The sequence below is a fragment of the Streptomyces sp. NPDC041968 genome (assembly GCF_055589025.1).
This window is the reverse complement of sequence record NZ_JBVJCB010000007.1, coordinates 426,219-445,364: the sequence shown is the minus strand read 5'-3', so window position 1 is coordinate 445,364 and position 19,146 is coordinate 426,219. Positions and strand designations below refer to the sequence as shown.

Annotated in this window: 20 protein-coding genes; 8 read left to right on the top strand and 12 right to left on the bottom strand. The window is 74.0% G+C overall.

From position 1 onward, the window contains the following. The 5 genes from ACZ6EG_RS20015 to ACZ6EG_RS19995 form a co-directional block, all read left to right on the top strand. The coding region (locus tag ACZ6EG_RS20015; protein WP_391972211.1) for a lactate utilisation protein LutB domain-containing protein at positions 1–389 on the top strand (389 nt) is incomplete at its 5' end. Next, positions 386–1,033: a LutC/YkgG family protein gene (locus ACZ6EG_RS20010; protein WP_391972212.1), complete on the top strand. Its 648-nt coding sequence runs from the start codon at positions 386–388 to the stop codon at positions 1,031–1,033. The genes ACZ6EG_RS20015 and ACZ6EG_RS20010, both read left to right, overlap by 4 nt. A 121-nt stretch (positions 1,034–1,154) precedes the next feature. After that, entirely contained in the window at positions 1,155–1,946 is a 792-nt protein-coding gene (locus ACZ6EG_RS20005) for an ABC transporter ATP-binding protein (RefSeq protein ID WP_469606184.1), read from the top strand. 3 nt (positions 1,947–1,949) lie between these two features. Then, positions 1,950–3,260, top strand: coding sequence for an FtsX-like permease family protein (locus ACZ6EG_RS20000; RefSeq protein WP_469606181.1), 1,311 nt, complete (start codon positions 1,950–1,952; stop codon positions 3,258–3,260). Positions 3,261–3,456: 196 nt separating this feature from the next. Then, positions 3,457–4,011: a hypothetical protein gene (locus tag ACZ6EG_RS19995; protein WP_469606178.1), complete on the top strand. Its 555-nt coding sequence runs from the start codon at positions 3,457–3,459 to the stop codon at positions 4,009–4,011. 43 nt (positions 4,012–4,054) lie between these two features. On the opposite strand, the gene ACZ6EG_RS19990 is transcribed toward ACZ6EG_RS19995, so the two are convergent. The 3 genes from ACZ6EG_RS19990 to ACZ6EG_RS19980 form a co-directional block, all read right to left on the bottom strand. Further along, positions 4,055–4,414, bottom strand: a complete 360-nt coding sequence (locus ACZ6EG_RS19990; protein ID WP_356605118.1) for a cupin domain-containing protein — start codon at positions 4,412–4,414, stop codon at positions 4,055–4,057. Positions 4,415–4,493: 79 nt separating this feature from the next. Further along, positions 4,494–5,471, bottom strand: a complete 978-nt coding sequence (locus ACZ6EG_RS19985; RefSeq protein ID WP_391972216.1) for a pyridoxal-phosphate dependent enzyme — start codon at positions 5,469–5,471, stop codon at positions 4,494–4,496. Then, positions 5,468–6,190 (bottom strand): helix-turn-helix transcriptional regulator, encoded by a 723-nt coding sequence (locus tag ACZ6EG_RS19980; RefSeq protein WP_469606214.1) that lies wholly within the window; start codon positions 6,188–6,190, stop codon positions 5,468–5,470. Before ACZ6EG_RS19980 ends, ACZ6EG_RS19985 begins: the two co-directional genes overlap by 4 nt. Before the next feature lie 366 nt (positions 6,191–6,556). On the opposite strand from ACZ6EG_RS19980, the gene ACZ6EG_RS19975 reads away from it, so the two are divergent. Beyond that, positions 6,557–7,354, top strand: coding sequence for a class I SAM-dependent methyltransferase (locus ACZ6EG_RS19975; RefSeq protein ID WP_469606173.1), 798 nt, complete (start codon positions 6,557–6,559; stop codon positions 7,352–7,354). Between the two features lie 49 nt (positions 7,355–7,403). Here ACZ6EG_RS19975 and ACZ6EG_RS19970 read toward each other — a convergent pair whose 3' ends face one another. Continuing rightward, positions 7,404–7,709: a hypothetical protein gene (locus ACZ6EG_RS19970; RefSeq protein ID WP_366766992.1), complete on the bottom strand. Its 306-nt coding sequence runs from the start codon at positions 7,707–7,709 to the stop codon at positions 7,404–7,406. Between the two features lie 339 nt (positions 7,710–8,048). On the opposite strand from ACZ6EG_RS19970, the gene ACZ6EG_RS19965 reads away from it, so the two are divergent. Beyond that, positions 8,049–9,710: an alkaline phosphatase D family protein gene (locus ACZ6EG_RS19965; protein WP_469606170.1), complete on the top strand. Its 1,662-nt coding sequence runs from the start codon at positions 8,049–8,051 to the stop codon at positions 9,708–9,710. 190 nt (positions 9,711–9,900) lie between these two features. Then, entirely contained in the window at positions 9,901–11,280 is a 1,380-nt protein-coding gene (locus ACZ6EG_RS19960) for a carbohydrate-binding protein (protein ID WP_391972219.1), read from the top strand. Positions 11,281–11,353: 73 nt separating this feature from the next. Here the strand turns inward: ACZ6EG_RS19960 and ACZ6EG_RS19955 are convergent, their stop codons facing one another. From ACZ6EG_RS19955 to ACZ6EG_RS19920, 8 genes are all read right to left on the bottom strand, one after another. After that, a complete protein-coding gene (locus ACZ6EG_RS19955) occupies positions 11,354–12,448 on the bottom strand; it encodes a serine hydrolase domain-containing protein (RefSeq protein ID WP_469606166.1) in 1,095 nt (364 codons plus the stop codon). Next, positions 12,445–13,365: a DUF6895 family protein gene (locus tag ACZ6EG_RS19950; protein ID WP_391972221.1), complete on the bottom strand. Its 921-nt coding sequence runs from the start codon at positions 13,363–13,365 to the stop codon at positions 12,445–12,447. The genes ACZ6EG_RS19955 and ACZ6EG_RS19950 overlap by 4 nt, the downstream gene beginning before the upstream one ends. Further along, positions 13,362–14,315, bottom strand: a complete 954-nt coding sequence (locus ACZ6EG_RS19945; RefSeq protein ID WP_391972222.1) for a DUF6895 family protein — start codon at positions 14,313–14,315, stop codon at positions 13,362–13,364. The genes ACZ6EG_RS19950 and ACZ6EG_RS19945 overlap by 4 nt, the downstream gene beginning before the upstream one ends. After that, on the bottom strand, positions 14,312–15,022 hold the full coding sequence (locus ACZ6EG_RS19940; RefSeq protein WP_469606161.1) for a hypothetical protein: 711 nt from the start codon (positions 15,020–15,022) through the stop codon (positions 14,312–14,314). Before ACZ6EG_RS19940 ends, ACZ6EG_RS19945 begins: the two co-directional genes overlap by 4 nt. Before the next feature lie 21 nt (positions 15,023–15,043). Then, positions 15,044–15,232 carry a hypothetical protein gene (locus tag ACZ6EG_RS19935; protein WP_383638070.1) on the bottom strand — a complete coding sequence of 63 codons (189 nt, stop codon included), beginning with the start codon at positions 15,230–15,232 and terminating at the stop codon, positions 15,044–15,046. 134 nt (positions 15,233–15,366) lie between these two features. Next, positions 15,367–17,106 (bottom strand): RecQ family ATP-dependent DNA helicase, encoded by a 1,740-nt coding sequence (locus ACZ6EG_RS19930; protein WP_469606157.1) that lies wholly within the window; start codon positions 17,104–17,106, stop codon positions 15,367–15,369. A 120-nt stretch (positions 17,107–17,226) separates the two neighbouring features. Beyond that, positions 17,227–17,862, bottom strand: a complete 636-nt coding sequence (locus ACZ6EG_RS19925) for a class I SAM-dependent methyltransferase (RefSeq protein WP_391972225.1) — start codon at positions 17,860–17,862, stop codon at positions 17,227–17,229. 274 nt (positions 17,863–18,136) lie between these two features. Further along, entirely contained in the window at positions 18,137–19,120 is a 984-nt protein-coding gene (locus ACZ6EG_RS19920; RefSeq protein ID WP_469606152.1) for a mechanosensitive ion channel family protein, read from the bottom strand. Positions 19,121–19,146: the final 26 nt, after the last annotated feature.

Here is a 19,146-nt window from a genome sequence, read left to right as displayed (position 1 = left end):
CCTCCCTGCCCTACGCCTCCTCCCTGTGCGGCGCCTGCTACGAGGTCTGCCCCGTCGCCATCGACATCCCCGAGGTCCTCGTCCACCTCCGGGAGCGGGTGGTGCAGGGCGGCCCGGCCGTCCGGGGCGGCAACCGGGTCGTGCTGAAGCCCGCCAAGGGACACGCCGCCGAGCGGGCGGCGATGCGGGCGGCGCGGTGGGCGTTCACGCACCCGGGCGCGCTGCGGACCGGGCAGCGGCTGGCCTCGCGCACCCGTCGGCTGCATCCGCGCACGCTGCCCGGCCCCGGCCGGGCGTGGAGCGGCAGCCGGGACCTGCCGACGGTGCCCGCGGAGCCGTTCCGGGACTGGTGGCAGCGCACGCACGGTGGAAAGGGCGGGGCGAAGTGAGCAGTAGGGAACGCGTCCTGGGCCGGGTGCGGCGGGCGCTGGCGGATGTGCCGGACGACGCGAGGCCCTACGAGGAGGCCGTCGCCCGGGACTGTCTGCGCGAGCACGGGCAGCGGTCCGTCCGGGAGACGGTGGACCTGCTCGCCGAGAACCTGGCGGACTACCGGGCGGTCGTGCACCGCACGGACGAGGAGGAACTGCCGCTGCTCCTCATGCGGCTGCTCGCCCAGCGTGGACCCCGGTACGTACTGGTGCCGCCGGGCCTGCCGCCCGAGTGGATGTCGGCCGCCGATCCGACGCGCGTGCACGACCGGGCGGTGAGCACACCGCAGGAGCTGGACCGCGTGGAGAGCGTCGTGACCGGCTGCGCCGTCGCCGTCGCCGAGACCGGCACGATCGTCCTGGACGGCTCCCCCGACCAGGGGCGGCGGCGCATCACCCTGATCCCCGACCACCACATCTGCGTCGTGCGGGTGCCCGACCAGGTCGTGTCGTCGGTGCCCGAGGCCCTGGAACGCATCGACCCGAAGCGGCCGTTGACGTGGATCTCCGGGCCGTCCGCCACCAGCGACATCGAGCTGGACCGCGTCGAGGGGGTGCACGGCCCGCGCACCCTTGAGGTGGTGCTGCTGAGCGGTTCGTAGCGGCCTGCCGGGGTGTCGCTGAGTACACCCCCGATACGGGCTCTGCACCCAGTGTGGTCCGGTCCCACTCTCCGTAGCGTCTTCCACGAGGCACCGCACAGGGCGTGCCACACGGAGGGTGATGACGATGTTCCGCACCGGCGCACGAGGCGACGACCCGGGCCCCGCCTCCCCGGAGGCGCTGCGCCTGGTCAAGGTCACCAGGACCTACGGCACCGCCGCGAACGCCGTGACCGCGCTGGACGGGGTGACGCTGACCCTGGGGCGCGGCACGTTCACCGCGGTCATGGGACCGTCGGGCTCGGGCAAGTCCACGCTGCTGCAGTGCGCGGCCGGGCTCGACCGGCCGGACGGCGGCATCGTGTGCGTGGACGGCACGGAACTGACGGGGGGCAGCGAGGCGGAACTGACCCGGTTCCGGCGCGGCCGGGTCGGCTTCGTGTTCCAGCAGTACAACCTGCTGGAGACGCTGACGGTCGCGCAGAACACGGTGCTGCCGCTCAGACTCGCCGGCCGGCGGGTGGACCGGAGGCGGACCCGGGAGATCCTGACCACCGTCGGTCTCGGTGACCGGCTCGGCCACCGGCCCGACCAGCTCTCCGGAGGTCAGCGGCAGCGGGTGGCGATCGCCCGCGCGCTGGTCACCGAGCCCCGCGTGGTCTTCGCGGACGAACCCACCGGCGCGCTGGACACGCGCAGCGCACGGCAGGTGATGCTGCTGCTCCAGCAGGCGGTGCGGGTGCACGGCCGGACGGTGGTGATGGTGACGCACGACCCGGTCGCCGCCTCGTACGCCGACTCGGTCCTCTTCCTCGCCGACGGACGGCTGGCGGGGCGGATGGACGCCCCGACCCCCGAGGCGGTCGCGGAACGGCTCGCACACCTCGGCGACGACGTGCCGTCGGGGGTGTGACCGATGTTCGTGCTGGCCCTGCGGTCGATCCGGCGACGCCCCGGACGGTTCCTCGCGACGCTGCTGTCCGCCTTCCTGGGCGCGGTGATCATCATGACGTTCCACTCGATGCACGACACCGCCGGTCAGGACGGCGTGGACCCGGTCAGCGCGGACACGCTGGGCACGGCGGCGGGGGTCGTGGGCGGCTACGGGACCCTGCTGGTCTTCTTCGCGGTCGCCTCGACGCTCACCGTCAACGTGCGTCAGCGCGCCGCCGAACTGGATCTGCTGCGCTGCTCGGGGGCGACCCCGGCGCAGATCAAGCGGCTGGTCGTGGGTGAGGCGGTGGCGGTGGCCCTGGTGGGCACCGCGGCGGCGACCGGCCCGGCGGTGCTCGGCGGGCGGGCCCTGCTGGGGATGTTCCAGGACGGCGGCCAGGTGGCGCGGTCGGTCGAGTACTCCTTCGGCCCCCTCGCGCTGTCCAGCGGCGTGGGTGTCACCCTGCTCGCGTCGGCGGGCGCCGCCTTCCTGGCGGTGCGGCGGGTGACGCGGGGCGGCCGCGAGCGGGCCGGGGCCAAGCGGTTCCTGGCCTACGGCGCGCTGGTCACCGGTGCCGCGGGGGCGGGCTCCACCCTCCTGTTCTCCGCGACGGACGAGGCACTGATGGCACCGCCGGCCTACGGGGCGATCCTGCTGTCGGTGGGCTTCGCGCTGCTGTCGCCTCGGCTGCTGAAAGGCGTGCTCGTCCGGCTTCCGCTGAACGGGGCGAGCGGCTGGCTGGCCGTGCGCAACCTGCGCGAGCGGGCCGATCACCTCGCCGGCATCCTGGTGTCGCTGATCATGTTCACGGCGGTCTCGACGGCGACGATCACCATGCAGGCGGTGGAGAGCGACGCGGTGCGGGCGTCCGGCCTGGTCAAGTCCGTCGACGCCAAGAACCTGGAGACGCTCAACCTCACGGTGGTCGGCATCGTCGCGGTCTTCGTCTGCGTGATGCTGGTCAACTCGCTGTACGCGGCGACGACCTACCGTTCCCGTGAGTTCGGCCAGCAGCGGCTGGCGGGGGCCACTCCGGGGCAGGTGCTGGGCGTGGTCGGCGCCGAGGGCGCGATCCTGACGCTGACCGGCGTGTTCTTCGGGACGGTCGCCGCGCTGGCCGGGGTGGTGCCCTTCACGGTGGTACGGACCGACGCGGTGCTGCCGGACCGGTTCCCCGGCGTCTGGCTCGCGATGGTGGCGGTGACGGCCGCGGTGACCCTGGGGACCAGCCTGGGGACGGCCCGGCGGACGCTGCGCACACCGGCGGTCGCGGCGGTGGTGTCAACCGCGTGAAGGGGGCGGTCCGGATCGCGGACGGGGGGGGCGGCCACCGCGCTGGTCGCCCCCCTCGTCCGCGATCCGGGCCGACGCCCGGCCCGTCGTCCGGTTCTCAGATCCTCTGTCCGAGGTCACGGATCAGCGACGTGATCTTCACGGCGTCTCCATGTGCGTGCATCATGCACCTCACACCATGATCTTCAGGAGCCCCATGAGCCACCCCACGCCGCCGCCCCTGCCCGACTCGCCGTCGTCGGCGCAGGCTCCTGGAAAGCCCCGCCCGAAGGCGCTCGTCATCGGAGCAACGGTCACCACCATCGCCGCGATCATCGGCACCGGTGCCATCATCACGCACCTTCCACGCGACGACGGTGCGCAGGCCACGACCGCCAGGTCGAGCGCCCCGGCCGAGGCTCCCGCCACCCCCGAAGCGCAAGAGTCGACCCCGAGAAGAACGGTCTACGCCGAGCCCACCGTCGACGATTTCCTCATCACGCTGCACACCACGAAGCGGCAGTGTTCCGGAAACGCAGGCTGCACTGTGATCGTCGAGCCGGACTTCGCGTACATCGGTGCCGAGGACACCGACCCCGTCGCGTCGTACGACGTCACCTACGAGATTCGAGGCGACAAGTCCGGCCCGATCACAGCGACCGCCGAGCTGTACCCGGAGAGCATGTCCTTCTCGCCCACGATGGTCGAAACCGCCTCGTCGGACACGAAGGTGACCGTGAGGATGACCGACATCGTGCGCGGGGCGTACTGACCCGCGCCCCGCACACGCGCAGACCTGATCCGACCGAAGTCGCCTAGTCCGCCTTGGCGTACTCCTTCGCCATGGCGCCCGCGAAGTCGTACACCACGCACTGGTCGTCGCCGACGACCCAGGCGTCGTGGCCGGGCGAGCAGACGAAGACGTCCCCGGGCCCTACCTCGCTCTCCTCGCCGTCGTCCATGCGGACGCACATGCGACCCTCGGACACGTAGCAGTTGTGGTGGATCATGCAGCTGTCGGTGCCCGCGATGGGCGCCACGGACTCCGACCAGCGCCAGCCCGGTTCGAAGGTGGCGACGGCGAAGTCGAGTCCCTCCATGTGCACGGCCTCGATGTGCCCGCGGGGGAAATCGCGTCGCTCGTCCGGCTTGTCGAGCGTCTTTGCCTCGAACATGACGCTCCTCCTTTCGCTGGCCCCACCACCCCATCGTCCGCCTGTCAACTCGGCGCCGCCATCCGGGGGACGCCCGGGGTCAGCGGGTGCCGCCGCAGAGCTCGGCGAACCGGCCCGCGTCCACGTTGCCGCCGGACAGGATCACGCCGACCCGGCGCGGCAGGGGGCCCGCGCGGCCGGTGAGGAGTGCTGCCAGTGAGGTGGCGCCGCTCGGTTCGAGGACGGTCTTCAGCCGCTCGAAGGCGAAGCGCATCGCGTCCCGGATCTCGTCGTCGGAGACCAGCACGACCCCGTCGAGCAGCCGGCGGTTGAGGGAGAAGGTCAGCTCGCCCGGCGTGGGCAGGGCCTGGCCGTCGGCGATGGTGCGCGGGACCGGGACCGTGACGCGCCGACCGGCTTCGAGGGAACGCCTGGTGTCGTCACCGGCCTCCGGTTCGACGCCGATCACCCGGGTCCCGGCGTGCAGGCCCTTCACGGCGGTCGCGCTCCCGGCGATCAGCCCGCCGCCGCCGACCGGTGCGATCAGCGCGTCCAGCTCCCCCGTCTCCTCGACGAGTTCGAGGGCGGCGGTGCCCTGTCCGGCGATGACGTGCGGGTGTTCGTAGGGCGGGATCAGGCTCAGCCCCCGTTCGGCGGCCAGGACCTCGGCGACGGCGACGCGGTCGCCGGTGTAGCGGTCGTAGGTGACGATCTCGGCGCCGTAGCCGGCGGTGGCCGCACGCTTGGAGGGCGGCGCGTCCTCGGGCATGACGATGACGGCGGTCGTGCCCAGCTCTCGCGCGGCCAGGGCGACCGCCTGGGCGTGGTTGCCCGAGGAGTAGGCGGCGATGCCCCGGGACAGCTGCTCCGGCATGAGGCGGGAGGCCGCGTTGTAGGCACCGCGGAACTTGAAGGCGCCCACACGCTGGAGGTTCTCGCACTTGAGGAAGACCTCGGCGCCGGCCAGGGCGTCCAGGGTGCGCGAGCGCAGCACCGGGGTGCGGTGCGCGACGCCGGCCAGGCGTGCGGCGGCGGAACGGACGTCGTCGAGGGTGACCGGCGGGGTCGTGGTCGTCACGCGTGTCCTCCAGCGGGGTCGGCGGCCGGGCCGGCCTCGGCGCGGGCCCGGGCGAGGTAGGTGTAGGCGGAGGCCCGGGAGATGCCGAGCCGGGCGGCGACCTGTTCGACCGAGCGGCGCACGGCGAACACGCCGCGTCCGTCCAGGTCGCGGAAGAGCTCCAGGCGCCGGTCGCGGTCCAGTGCCGCCCAGCTCCGGTCCCGGCGCAGCGGGTGGGCGTCCAGGATGGCGTCGACCACCTTGTCGATGTCGTCGCCGAAGGTGGTCGCCGGTGGCTCGGCCAGGGCCGCCACGGTTCCGGAGAGGGCCCCGAGCAGGGCCTGGGCGCGGTCGACGGCGGTGACGTCCAGGTTGACGCACAGGGCCCCGAAGACGGCTCCCGTGGAGTCGCGCAGGGCGATCGTGGAGGACTTCAGCAGGGTGCCGTCGGTCGTCCGCGTGACGTAGTTCAGCTCGTCCCGTGCCTCGTCGCCGCGGGCGAGCATCCGCATGCCGATCTCGCTCATCGCCCCGCCCACCGACCGCCCGGTCACGGAGCCGGCGACGGCCACGACCGACCGCTCGGGGCGCCGGTAGTCGTGCAGGACCACCTCGCAGACCGGGCCGAACGTGGCAGCGATGCCGTCGACGACGGGGCGCAGCGCGGCGAGGACGGCGTCCTGTTCGGCGCCGCGTACGGCATCCCGTTCGACCTCCCGCTCGACGCTCCCGCCCACCATGCGTTCGGCGTCCCCGTCGGCGTCGTGTTCGACGTTCCGTCCGGTGTTCCGCTCGGCGTCCCGCGCCGGTTCGTTCACGAGGTGCCTCCCAGTCCGAACCCCCACCAGGGGCGAGACTATACGTCCAAGCCCTGGACGGAAAGTCCACGTGGCGTGATCGCGGCGTCCGGCCACCGCGAAGACGTCCGGAACCGGCCCCCACCCGTCCGGCCGCGAGCCGAAGGGGTGCACGGCCCGGCGCGGCCATGTCGTCCGCTTCCGCGCGGCCGGTCCGGCCGGAGACTACTGGTCGTTCCAGTGGGCCGGCACGGCCCTCCCCGGCACCCTCCTCACCGCCCCGCCCCTCACCCGGAGGTCGATCCGCCCGTGCCCGAGGCAGCCGAGTCCCCGAAACTGCGCAGCAACCGCGCCGCGCTCCGCCACAAGGTCGGATACGCGCTGCGCCACCCCGAGCGCGTCGGCCCGTACCTCCGGCGGGCCGGCCGGGACGCCTGGCTGCGGCTCAGGCAACCGGACCACGTCGGTTACTACCGGGCGGTGATGGCCTCCGACGCCCGCCGCGACCCGGAGGCGGCGGTGGGCAGCCGGACCCACGACCGCTGGCTGGCGCTCGGGCGGATGCAGTTCGACTACCTGGTCGAGCACGGCCTGCGTCCCGAGCACCGCATGCTCGACATCGGCTGCGGCAACCTGCGCGGCGGCTGGCGGTTCATCGACCACCTGGACGCCGGCCACTACTACGGCATCGACATCTCGCCGGACATCCTGATCGCGGCGAAGGACACCGTGACCGAACGGGGCCTCCAGGCGAAGCTGCCCCACCTGACGCTCACCCGGGACCTCCGGCTGGAGTTCCTGCCCGGGGACCACTTCGACGTCGTCCACGCGCACAGCGTCTTCTCGCACTCGCCGCCGAGCGTCATCGACGAATGCCTCGCGCACGTCGGGCGCGTCCTGACCGCCACCGGGTTCTTCGACTTCACCTTCGACCGTACGGAGGGCGCCGAGCACCAGGTGCTCCGGGAGGACTTCTACTACCGCACCGACACCCTGCTCACGCTGGCCGCCCGGCACCGCCTGCACGCCCGCTTCATGGAGGACTGGGAGAAGCGGCCGCACGGCCAGTCCAAGATCCGCGTCAGCCGCTCGCCGCTGCCCTCGTAGGCGCTCCCCGCCCGCACGACACCCGTGCGGTAAGGACCATGCCCCGGCCCTACGGGCGCGGGTTGACGCGCCGCCAGCCCGGGCGGGCGTCCGCACCCCGGCGGCCCGCCGCGGCGGCGCAGCGGGGGCAGACCCGGCGGACCTCGTCGGCCGCACCGCCCGACTCGGGCAGCACGTCGGTCCAGGCGACCGCCGCGAAACGGGACAGCCGCGAACGGTGGAGCGAGAGGCCGCACACCGTCTGGTTCATGCCCTGCTCCCAGGCGTGCACCTCGCCGGCCGGCAGCCACCGGTTGTCCTCCGGGTCCCACCAGCGACCGGATGCGGCCACGCCGTAGCGCCGTGTCCTGGCCATCGGCTCCGCCACCCGCCTTCCTCGTACCCGTCCCGTGCGCCCCTTCCCCGGACGGCCCGGGTGCCCCGGGCGCGGGGCGCCACACCGGCGTACCTCCTCCTGTGTGATCACTCAGCAAGTCCTGACGGTTTCGGCTGTTTTGTCTGCTTAGAGTGCGGGGTCCGCGCATCACGGGTCGACGCCACCGCGCGACGGGACCCCGGCACGGACGGCGCACCACACCGGCCCGCCCCGACGGCGAGTACCCCGGGCCGGCGTGCGTCGGGCGACCGCCCGGGGCCACCCGGTTCCCCGTGCCGCTCGTCCACGGACCGCCCGCCCCGTACGAGAGGACACCAGATGGCGCCCACGGGCCGTCACAGCCGACTGGCCGAGCACGCCTTCTCCCCGCACGACGCCGTGATGGGCGCCGCCGCACGCCACATCGGCCGCCGGCGCTTCCTCACCGTCACCGCGGCCGCCGCCGCGCTCGCCTTCTCCACCAACCTGCCGGCCCGCGGCGCGGTCGCCGCCCCCCTGCGCAAGGCCCGGATCACCAGCGACCCGTTCACCCTCGGCGTCGCCTCCGGCGACCCGCTGCCGGGCTCGGTGCTGCTGTGGACCCGGCTGGCGCCCGAGCCGTTCCTGGAGGACGGCGGGATGGGCACGGAGCGGGTCACGGTCGAGTGGGAGGTCGCCCTCGACGAGTACTTCGCGGCCGTCCTGTTCCGGGGCACCGCCGAGGCGCACGCCGAGTACGCCCACAGCGTGCACGTCGACGTCCAGGGCCTGACCCCGGGCACGGTGTACTACTACCGGTTCCGCACCGGCGTCTGGCTCAGTCCGACGGGCCGCACCCGCACCGCTCCGGCGGAGAGCAGCGCGACCTCCTCGATGAAGCTGGCGGCCGTCGCCTGCCAGGCCTACCAGGACGGCTACTACACGGTCTACCGGCACGTCGCCCAGGACGACGTCGACGTCGTCCTCCACCTCGGCGACTACCTCTACGAGTACGCGGTCAACTCGGCGGGCGGAGAGCGCCGCTACACCGACATCGTGCTGCCCGACGTGTTCAACCGCGAGACCATGACCCTCGCGGACTACCGGCTGCGCTACTCGCTGTACAAGAGCGACGAGGACCTCAAGGCCGCCCACGCCGCGCATCCCTTCGTGGTCACCTGGGACGATCACGAGACCGAGAACAACTACGCGGGCAGCATCCCGGAGAACGGCATCCCGCCGGAGGAGTTCCTGCTGCGGCGGGCGGCCGCCTACCGCGCCTTCTGGGAGAACCAGCCGCTGCGCGCGGCCCAGCTGCCCCAGGGCCCGGACGCCCAGCTGTACCGCCGGCTGCACTGGGGCACGCTCGCCCAGTTCGACCTCCTCGACACCCGCCAGTACCGCTCCGACCAGGCCTACGACGACCGGCCGCACGCGCCCGGCCCCGAGTCGGACGACCCGGCGCGCACCATCACCGGCGCCGCGCAGGAGCAGTGGCTGCTCAACGGCTGGCAGAGCTCGTCGGCACTGTGGAACGTGATGCCCCAGCAGGTCTGCTTCTCGCAGCGCAAGTTCGACGTGACCGCCGACGCCGCGCTGTCCATGGACGCCTGGGACGGCTACCGCGCGTCCCGCGCCCGGGTCGTCGCCGGGGCGAAGGCGGCGGGGGTCGAGAACTGGCTGATCCTCACCGGCGACGTGCACGTGGGCTACGCCCTCGACGTCAAGGAGGACTTCGACGACCCGGCCTCCGCCACCGTCGGCACCGAGGTCACCTGCACCTCCGTGGCCAGTGGCCGGGACGGCGTCGAGAAGCCCGCGAACTGGGACCTGTACATGCAGGCCAACCCGCACATGAAGCACTACGACGCCAGGCGCGGCTACGTCCGGGCCGAACTCGGGCGGCTGTCGACCCGCCTCGACTTCAGGACCGTCTCCGCCATCAGCACGCCCGGTGCCCCCGTCGCCACGACCGCGTCCTTCGTCACCGAGGCGGGCGCGCCCGGCCTGAAGCCGGCCTGAGCGCGGCCCGGCGGGCGCCCGCGTACTGCACATGGCACCCACCGCGTCCCCCATAGCGCGAAAGAGGGCCGGGTCCGACATCCCGGCGCGTCCGCGCGGCAAGGACTGAGACGTCGCCGCAGTCGCACCCCGACCGACGGTCCCCCACCGATCCCGCTGTCTCGCACAGCCCCTGAAGGAGGCACATCGCATGGTCGCCGGACATGCCGCGCGCAGCCGCCGCGCCGCCCTGACCGCGCTCGGCACCCTGGTCCTGACGGCACTTCCCTCGGTCGCCTCGGCCGCGCCGCCACCCGCCCCGGGGCCGCGGCCCTCCGCCGCGCCGACCCTCGGCGCCGACCGGCCGTCGGCGCAGGTGCTGCACGCGATGGAGCGGGACCTGGAACTGACGCCGGGCCAGGCGTCGGCCCGGCTGGTCAACGAGGCCGAGGCGGGCACCCGCGCGGGCATGCTGCGCAACACGCTGGGCGACCGCTTCGCCGGCGCCTGGGTGAGCGGCGCGACCTCCGCCGAGCTGACGGTCGCCACCACCGACGCCGCAGACACCGCCGCCATCGAGGCGCAGGGCGCCAAGGCCGCCGTCGTCGCCAGGGGGCTCGGTGAGCTGCGGACGGTCAAGCAGCGGCTGGACGACGCCGCCGCGGCCGGTTCGCAGTCCCCCGAGACGCCGGTCTGGTACGTCGACGTGAAGGCCAACCGGGTCACGGTCCAGGCCACCAGCGAGCGGGCCGCGGCGGCCTTCGCCGAGGCCGCCGGAGTCGGGAGCCAGGACATCGGTGTCCGGGTCTCGGCCAACCGGCCCCGGGTGCTGGAGGACCTCGTCGGCGGCGACGCCTACTACATCGACGGACAGGCCCGCTGCTCCATCGGGTTCTCCGTGACCAAGGACCAGCAGCAGGGCTTCGCCACGGCGGGGCACTGCGGCAAGCCGGGCGCGACGACCACCGGCTTCAACGAGGCGGCCCAGGGCACCTTCCAGGCGTCGACGTTCCCGGGCAAGGACATGGCCTGGGTGGGCGTCGGCGCGGACTGGACGGCCACGCCGGACGTCAAGGCGCAGGACGGCCAGAAGGTGCAGATCGCCGGCTCGGTGGAGGCGCTGGTGGGCGCGTCGGTGTGCCGTTCGGGTTCCACCACCGGGTGGCACTGCGGCACGGTCCAGCAGCACGACACGAGCGTCAACTACGCGGAGGGCACCGTCGACGGGCTGACCGAGACGACGGTGTGCGCGGAACCCGGCGACTCGGGCGGCCCGTTCGTCGCGGGCGCCCAGGCGCAGGGCACCACGTCCGGCGGCTCCGGTGACTGCACGAACGGCGGGACCACGTTCTACCAGCCGATCAACCCGCTGCTCAGCGACTTCGGTCTGACCCTGAAGACCACCTCCGCCGAGGCGGGGACGCCCGCGCCGCAGGACAACGCGGCGGCCGACGCGTGGGCCGCGGGCCGGGTCTACGAGACCGGGACCACGGTGTCCCACTCGGGCGTGCGGTACCGCTGCCTGCAGAACCACCAGGCGCAGGGCGTCTGGTCGCCCGAGAGCACGCCGGCCCTGTGGCAGCGTGTCTGACCGACGGTGAACCGCCGGGCGGCGGCCGGCGCTGGACGCGGCGGCCCCGCGCCCGCCGTTCCCGGTGGCCCCGTCACCCGTCCATGAGGAACGCGTACGCGGTGGCGATGAACGGGTCGCGGGCGCGGAACCGCCGGCTGCACAGTGCGGCCAGGGCCGTGCCGGTGTCGGGCCGGAAGCCCAGGAACGCCTGCTGGCCCAGGGTGGCTCCGCTGTGGAAGTACATCGGTCCGCCGTCGGCGGGGTGCCGGAACCAGGCCACGGTGTGCACGTGCCGGTGCCCGAGCCCGCGCCTGAGCACCGGCACGCGTACGGCCCGCAGCGCGCCCGCCAACGGTGAACCCGCCGGATCGAGGTGGGCCTCGAGGAAGGCGAGCAGGTCGCGAGGGGTGGAGCGGACGGCGCCGGCCGCCTGGAAGCCGCCGGCGTCCAGCGCGGGCACGGGCGTGCGGCCGTCCTTGCGGTGCCCGGTGGCGTCGGTCCCGGGACCCTCGGCGTGCAGGGCCGTGCCGCTCAGTCCGAGCGGGCGCAGGACGTGCGCGGTGAGCAGGTCCTCCCACGCCGTGCCGGTGGCCGCGGCGACGGCGTGGCCGAGGACGGAGACACCGTAGTTGGAGTAGTGCCAGCGGGCGCCGGGGCGGTGCCTCGGGCGGTGGTCGAGGAACGCGGCGGTCAACCGCTCGGCCGGGTAGCGGGCGTAGGGGTTGGTGCGCCACTCGGGGAGGGCACGGCGGACGAAGCCGGGGGGCAGCGCGGGCAGTCCCGAGGTGTGGGTGACGAGGTGGGCGAGCGTGACCGGGTCCGGGCCGGGCGGCCGGGTCGCGTCGAGGCAGACGGCCGCCGCTTCGCCGCCGGTGAGCGCGCCGCCTCGGATCAGCCGGGCCAGCAGCAGTCCGGTGAACGTCTTGGAGGCCGAGCCGATCTCGTAGCGCAGGTCCTCGCGCGGGACGGCGGGCGGCGGGGCGGTGCCCCCGCTGTGCAGGGTGCGCCGGCCGTGCCGGGAGACGGCGAAGACGACGTCGGGTGCGTCGGCGGCGTCGACGGCCTCGGCCAGCCGCTCGCGCAGCGCCCGCTCGTCGCCGGGCCCCGGGAGGTCCGGGCGCGGGGGCGGTGCCGGGACGTCCTCGTCGGCGGGGTCGCCGGGCCAGGGTGCGGCACGGCCCGTCATGAGGCGGTGTGCGCCAGCTCGGACAGGGCGCGGGAGGTGGCCAGCACCGAGGCGAAGGCGGCGACCAGCGTCGGATGGTAGATCATGTCGAACACGCTGTCGCGGTCGCCCTCGGGCATCGTCCGCACGGCGGGCATGGCGCCGTCGGGCTGCTGGGCCGCGGCGAAGCCCTGCCAGGCGGGTTCGTCGAGGGTGGGCCGGGGCAGGCAGGCGTCGACGACGAGGAGTTCCCCGAGCAGGTCCCAGCGTTCCAGGTCCAGCCAGTCGTCGATCCACACCGGGAGCCAGGTGGCGAGGTAGTCGGCGACGGGGCCGGGCAGGCCCTCGGGGTGCTCGCCCCAGTCGGTGAGGTGGAAGACGGTGTGGGTGATGTCGTAGGCGGTGTGGCCCTCGACGGTCCACGGTTCGGGGGTGCCGGCCAGCCAGGTGGTGCCCACCAGGTCGGCCTCGGGGGGCCGGGCCGCCAGGCCGAAGCGGCGCTGGAAGGCGGACAGGCCCAGGCGCCGGGTCGCCGTCATCGGGAACCGTGCCCAGCTGTCCAGCCGGTGGTTGAGCACCGCGGCCCGCTCCACGTCGGGCTGGCTGTACCCCAGTTCCTTGAACGGCAGGTACACCTCGAAGGGGACGGGCGAGAAGGGCTCGATGCGCTGCCCGCGCACCAGCATGCGGCCGCCGTCCAGGGTGTCCCGCCAGACGTGGTCGAGCAGCTGCCGGGCCAGTTGCGCCTGCCGGGACCCGGCGACGCCCTCACGGAAGAGCACCTTGCAGATGAGGGCGAGTTCACCGATCGGCTTGAAGCGTTCCAGGAAGCCGATCTCGGGGTCCACGTCCGGCTCCAGCCGGAAGCCGTCGCGGTGGGCCCAGAGCCACTCCAGGGCGTCGGCTCCGACGCGGTGGATCAGGCGGGTGTCCGTCATCTGGGCACTCCTTGTCCGGCGTGGTCCACGTCCCTGAGCCGTGCGGTGGTGAGGGCAGCCGCGAACACGGCCATCAGGGTGGAGTGGTAGCAGTCGGTGAAGGCGTAGGGGTCCTCGTGGCCGGCCCCGGACCCGCCTGCCGCGGCGTCCTGCGTCGCGCCCTCCTCGGGGAGCGCGCCGGACGCGTGCTGCGCCTCGGCGACGCGCTGCCAGGCGTCCTCCAGCACCGCCGGTCCGGGCGGCCGCGGCAGGCTCGCCGCCACGGCCAGCAGCTCGCAGCTCAGGTCCCACATCCGGGCCTCCAGGCAGGTGTCGAGCCAGGGGGGCAGCCAGTGCAGCAGGTAGTCCGCGAGGTCCGGTGGCATCCCCTGGGGGGTGCGGCCCCACTCGGTGAGGTGGAAGACGACGTGGGTCAGCGCGTAGCCGCTCGCACGTTCGAAGGTCCACGGTTCCGGCAGGCCGCCCAGCCAGGTGCGGCTCAGGGCCTGTGGCACCGGGCCGTGCGGGCGCAGACCGCTGCGCCGCTCCGCCTCGACGACCCCCAGCCGACGGGTGGGGTACTGCTCGGTCAGCCGCCAGCCGCGGGTCCGGGCCACCACGGCGGCGGACGCCTCGTAACCGGCGTGCCGGTGGCCCGCCGAGGCGAAGGCCGCGTACACCTCCAGCGGGTAGGTGGCGAACGGCTCCAGCGACTGCATCAGCGGGAACAGTTCGCCGCGGCGGGTCTGTTGCCAGGCGAACTCCAGCAGCTCGGAGGCGCGGGCGTGGACCGGGTCCGACGGCACCGTGCAGGCGGACACCGACGCGCAGACCTGAGCCAGTTCGCCCAGCGGCTTCCAGGTGCGGTTCACCTGCCCGTCGGCGGCCAGCGCGTCCTCTCCGAGCACGAACCCGTCGCGGTGCGCGCTCACCCACTCCAGGGCGGCCTCCTCCACCCGCCGGACGCTCACAGGAGCACTCCGGCGGGCATCAGCCGGGCCGCCTCGAGCTGGAGGGCCACCCGGGGGTCGCCGCCGCCCATCAGCCGTACGAAGTCCAGTCCGGTCTCCAGGCCGAGGGTGTCGGGCACCCCGTCCAGCAGGGAGAGCCAGCGGCCGGCTCCGGCCGCCTGCCGCCAGTCGCGGCGGCGGACCGCCCGTACGAAGCCGCGGGCGACGTCCACCGGCCGGTCGCGGGCCGCACGGGTCACCGCGCACTCCTCGCCGGGCAGCGCGAGCGGCGCGAGGACGGCGAGCTGATGGGTCAGGACCTGCCAGCTCGCTCCGTCGAGCCAGCCGGCGTCGGGCTCCGCGCCTGGGTCGCCGGCGAGCGGGTCGTCCAGGGGCTGTTCGATCCGGCACAGGGCCCGGGCCATGGCCCAGTGGCTCCACACCACGGCGGGGGCCGCGTCGTCGCGCGGCGGATGGGACGCCACGGCGTCCTTGAACACGGCCAGTTGCCCCGGGTCGGGCGGAACGCGCAGCAGGGCGGTGGGCAGCAGCGTGTCGGCACCCAGCACGCGCATCGCCGCACGCGCCACGCCGTCACCCGCGCCGCCTCCCGCCGAGGTGATGCCCCCCGCTCGCACGTGGTCTCCGCTCCGAAGAGCGGAGACCACGTCGGAAGCGAGGTCCAGCACCGTGCCCTCTAGGAGGGCTGATGTGCTCGACTGCTCCATGTTGTCACTCCCGTCGATCCGTCAGCCCTTCTTCGGGCGCGGGGTCGGCGGCGAGAGCAGCAGACTGGTTCCTCCGGACTGGAGGGCGAGCGCGGCGCACTCGCGGCTGTCACGGAAGACTCCGTCAGGCTCGGCGGGGTCGAGTGCCGCTTCGATGTCGATGTTCTCGGTGCGGGTGAGTTCCTCGAGCACCTTGTCCTTGGAAGTCATTTCTCCATCTCCCTCTGGTAGCCGAAGGGCCTTCACACCACAGGTGTCCGGTGAGCCACAAAGCATGCCTCTCTTCTCAAAATTCTCAGAAGATAACTTCTTCAACAAAACGGACATGCAGGATGCGGGGGGGGTCAGCCCTCGCCCCCGCCCTCCTCCGGTGCGACGGTGAGCAGGTCCTCCCGGCCGGCCAGGGCCTCCAGGGACAGCGTGCGGTAGCCGGCCCGGTCGAACAGGACGGTGATGCGGTCCCCGTCCTCGCTCAGCACCGTCCCCTCGCCCCACTCGGCGTGCCGCACCCGCGTACCCACCGGATAGGCGCCGGCGGGCGTCGCCGGCGCCCCGCCCTCCCGGGGCCCGTTCCCCTGAGACCCGTTCTCCTGTGACCCCTTCTCCTGAGCCCCGCCCTCCCGTGCCTCGCAGACGTCGCAGGCGCCGCACGGAGGCTCGTACTCCTCACCGAAGTAGCCGAGCAGGAACCGGCGTCTGCAGCCGGTGGTCTCGGCGTACGCGCGGGCCATCGCGACGCGGGTCCGGTCGGTCCGCCGATGGGCGTCGGCCGCGTCCTCGGCCAGGTCGGCCGCCGCCTCGGGCGGCGTGCCGGGGTCCGGCCGGACCCCGCCGTCCTCGCCGGTGGCGACGGCCCCGGACTCCTCCAGCAGGTTCACCGCGGCGGTGACGCGGTTGCGCGACATCCCGGTGTCCCGGCGCAGTTCGTCCAGGTCCGCCGGGTCGGTTCCGTGGTCGTGGACGGCGTCGGCGACCTCGGACAGCACGCCGCGGCCGGGGGTGCGGCCGGCGAAGTACGTCTGCATGCCGGTGTCCTCGGGCCGGTAGTGGAGTACGGCGAGCGCCGGATCGCCGTCCCGGCCGCAACGGCCGATCTCCTGGTAGTACGCGTCCGGCGAGCCCGGCAGCGAGGCGTGCAGCACGAACCGTACGTCCTCCTTGTCGATGCCCATCCCGAACGCGGAGGTGGCCACGACCACGTCGGCGTCCCCGGCGAGGAACGCGTCGTGGACACGGGTGCGTTCGGCCGCGCGCAGTCCCGCGTGGTAGGCCTCGGCGGCCAGCCCGAGGGCGGACAGCTCCTCGGCGAAGTACTCGGCGTCCTTGCGGGTGGCCGCGTAGACGATGCCGGGTTTCGGTTCGGCGGCGGCCCGTTCGACGAGCGCGCGGCGCCGGTCGTCCTCGTCGCGGAAGCGCTGGACCTCCAGCCGGATGTTCGGGCGGTCGAAGCTCGTCACCGTCACCCGGGGCCGGTCCATGCCGAGCCGTTCGGTGATCTCCCGGCGCACGGGCGGGGCCGCCGTCGCGGTGAGGGCGAGCACCGGGGGCCGGCCCACGCGCCGGGCGGCCTGTCCGAGGCGGAGGTAGTCGGGGCGGAAGTCGTGGCCCCAGGAGGCGACGCACTGGGCCTCGTCCACCACGAAGAGGGCGGGCCGGGCATCGGCCAGCCGTTCCAGCACCTCGTCCTTGGCCAGTTGCTCCGGCGACAGGTACAGGAACCGGGCCTCGCCCCGCCGCACCGCGTCCCAGGCGGCCTCGGTCCGGGCCGCGCTGAGGTCGGAGTTCACCGCCACGGCACCCGGGGCGCGGGCCCCCTCGGGCAGCCCGGCGATCTGGTCCCGCTGGAGGGCGAGCAGCGGGGAGACGACCACCACCGGTCCGGACAGCAGGACGCCGGGGACCTGGTAGACCGCCGACTTGCCGGAGCCGGTCGGCATGACGACCAGGGCGTCCCGGCCGCCCAGCACCGCCTCCATGGCCTCCAGTTGCTCGGGCAGGAGGCTGTCCCAGCCGTACACCTCGGCGGCGGTACGGCGCAGGCGCGCCGCCCGCCCTTCGGCCTCCGACCGACTCTGCTCACCCATGGCGGCTCCCTCGCTCCCCGGTTCCTGTCCGGGCGCACCGGTGCCGGTCACGCCCGCGGCCTGGGTACCCGGGGCGGCCTGCGGGAACCGGCCCGGGACAGCGCTGCGCGGGGCGGGGGCTCACACCCTCCGCAGACGCCACACGTGGTCGTCGCGGTGGCCCTCGACGCCCTCGGGGGAGACGCTCGGCCGGCGGACGGTCTCCTTGGTGTCGACGGTCCACTCGCCGTCCGGCAGGGCGAGTTCGGCGAGGACGCCGTCCAGGGTGGGGAAGACCGCGTCGAAGGGCGGTTCGGTCTGCCAGGAGGGCCAGCCCGCGTGCAGGACCAGCAGCAGGGTGCCGCCGTCGGCCACGGCCCGTGCCGCGTCGCGCAGGACGGTCCGCTGGTCGAGCGGCACCGGGGACTGCAGGTAGTGGGCGCTCACCAGGTCGAAGGACCCGTCGGGGAAGGACCGGCCCAGTTCGTGGCGTTCCCAGGCGACCCGGTCGCCCACCCCGGCGTCGGCGGCGTGGCCGGCGGCGCGCTCCAACGCGGTGCCGGAGATGTCCACACCGGTGACCCGCCAGCCGCGTGCGGCCAGCCACACGGCGTCCGCCCCCTCGCCGCAGCCGAGGTCCAGCGCGGTGCCGGGGGCGAGGCCGCTCGCCTCGCGGACCAGCAGATCGTTGGGACGGCCGCTCCAGACGCGGTCGGCGTCACGGTAGCGGGCCTCCCAGAAGTCGGTGGCGGAAGCCTGCGCGGACGGGTCGGTCATGGTGCCTCCCGGAGACGGACGGAACGGTGCTCGGCGGACACGCGGCGACCCGCGCGCCCTGGGTGCAGGCTGCCCCCGGTGGGGCCCGGACGACAAAGAACTTTGCCGGTCCGGCAAACCCGCACACCGGGCCGGCGGCCCGCCCACGAGGCAGGCCAACGCGCTCAGGGGCCCTCGACCCCGCGCCGCGGTCCGCTTCGGTGGCCACGCGGCCGGCTACGTCGTCCAGCGCGGCGACGACGACCGGTTCGGGCGGTCCGTCCGCTCGGCGGGCCTAGGCGTCGGCCTCCGCCGCGTCACCGCGCATCCACACCGCCCGCGCGAAGGGGATGTCGATCCCGGCCGCGTCGAGGGCGTCCTTGACGCGGCGCCGCAGTTCACGGGTGACGGCCCACCGCTGAAGCGGCACGGTCCGCACCGCGACGCGCACCGTGACCCCGTCGGCGTCCAGCGCCTGCACGCCCCACACCGAGACGTCCTCGAGCAGGAGGTCGGCGAAGTCGGGGTCCTCGCTCAGGGTCCGGCCGGCCTCCTCCAGCACGCGGTAGACCGTGTCCAGGTCGGCGTCGTAGGTCACCGCGACGTCCAGGACCGCGCGCGCCCACTCCTGGCTGTCGTTGCGGACCCGCATGATCTCGCCGTTGCGGATGTGCCACAGTCCGCCGTTGAGGTCGCGCACGTGGGTCAGGCGCAGGCCCACCTGTTCGACCTCTCCGACGGCCTCGCCGAGGTCGACCGAGTCACCGACGCCGTACTGGTCCTCGATCATGATGAGCAGGCCGGACAGGTAGTCGGCGACCAGGCTCTGCGCGCCGAAGCCGATCGCCAGACCGACCACCCCGGCACTGGCCAGGAGCGGGCCGAGCGCGATGCCGACCTGGTCGAGCACCATGGCCACGCCGACCATGAACAGCACGATGGTCACGGCGCTGCTGAGCACCGAGCCGATCGTGCGGGCCCGTTGTTCGCGCCGCTGCCGCGCCCGGGACCGGTCGCGGTGCAGTACGGCGGCGCCGCGGCCGGAGCGCCGGGGGCGGCTGCGTTCGGGCTCGCCCGCCGGAGGCTCCAGCACCCGCTGGACGACCCGGGTGATGGCCCGCTTGGCCAGTGCGCGCACCACCAGCAGGATGACGACGATGAGCGCGATGCGCAGGGGTATCCCGACCAGTGCCGCCGTGTGGTCGCCGAACCAGTGCGACCACGAGGCCGCCGACTGCGCGTTCTCGGTCGTGCCGGTGGGCGGTGAGGTGTGCGACATCGACTCAGGTGCTCCGTTCCTCGGGG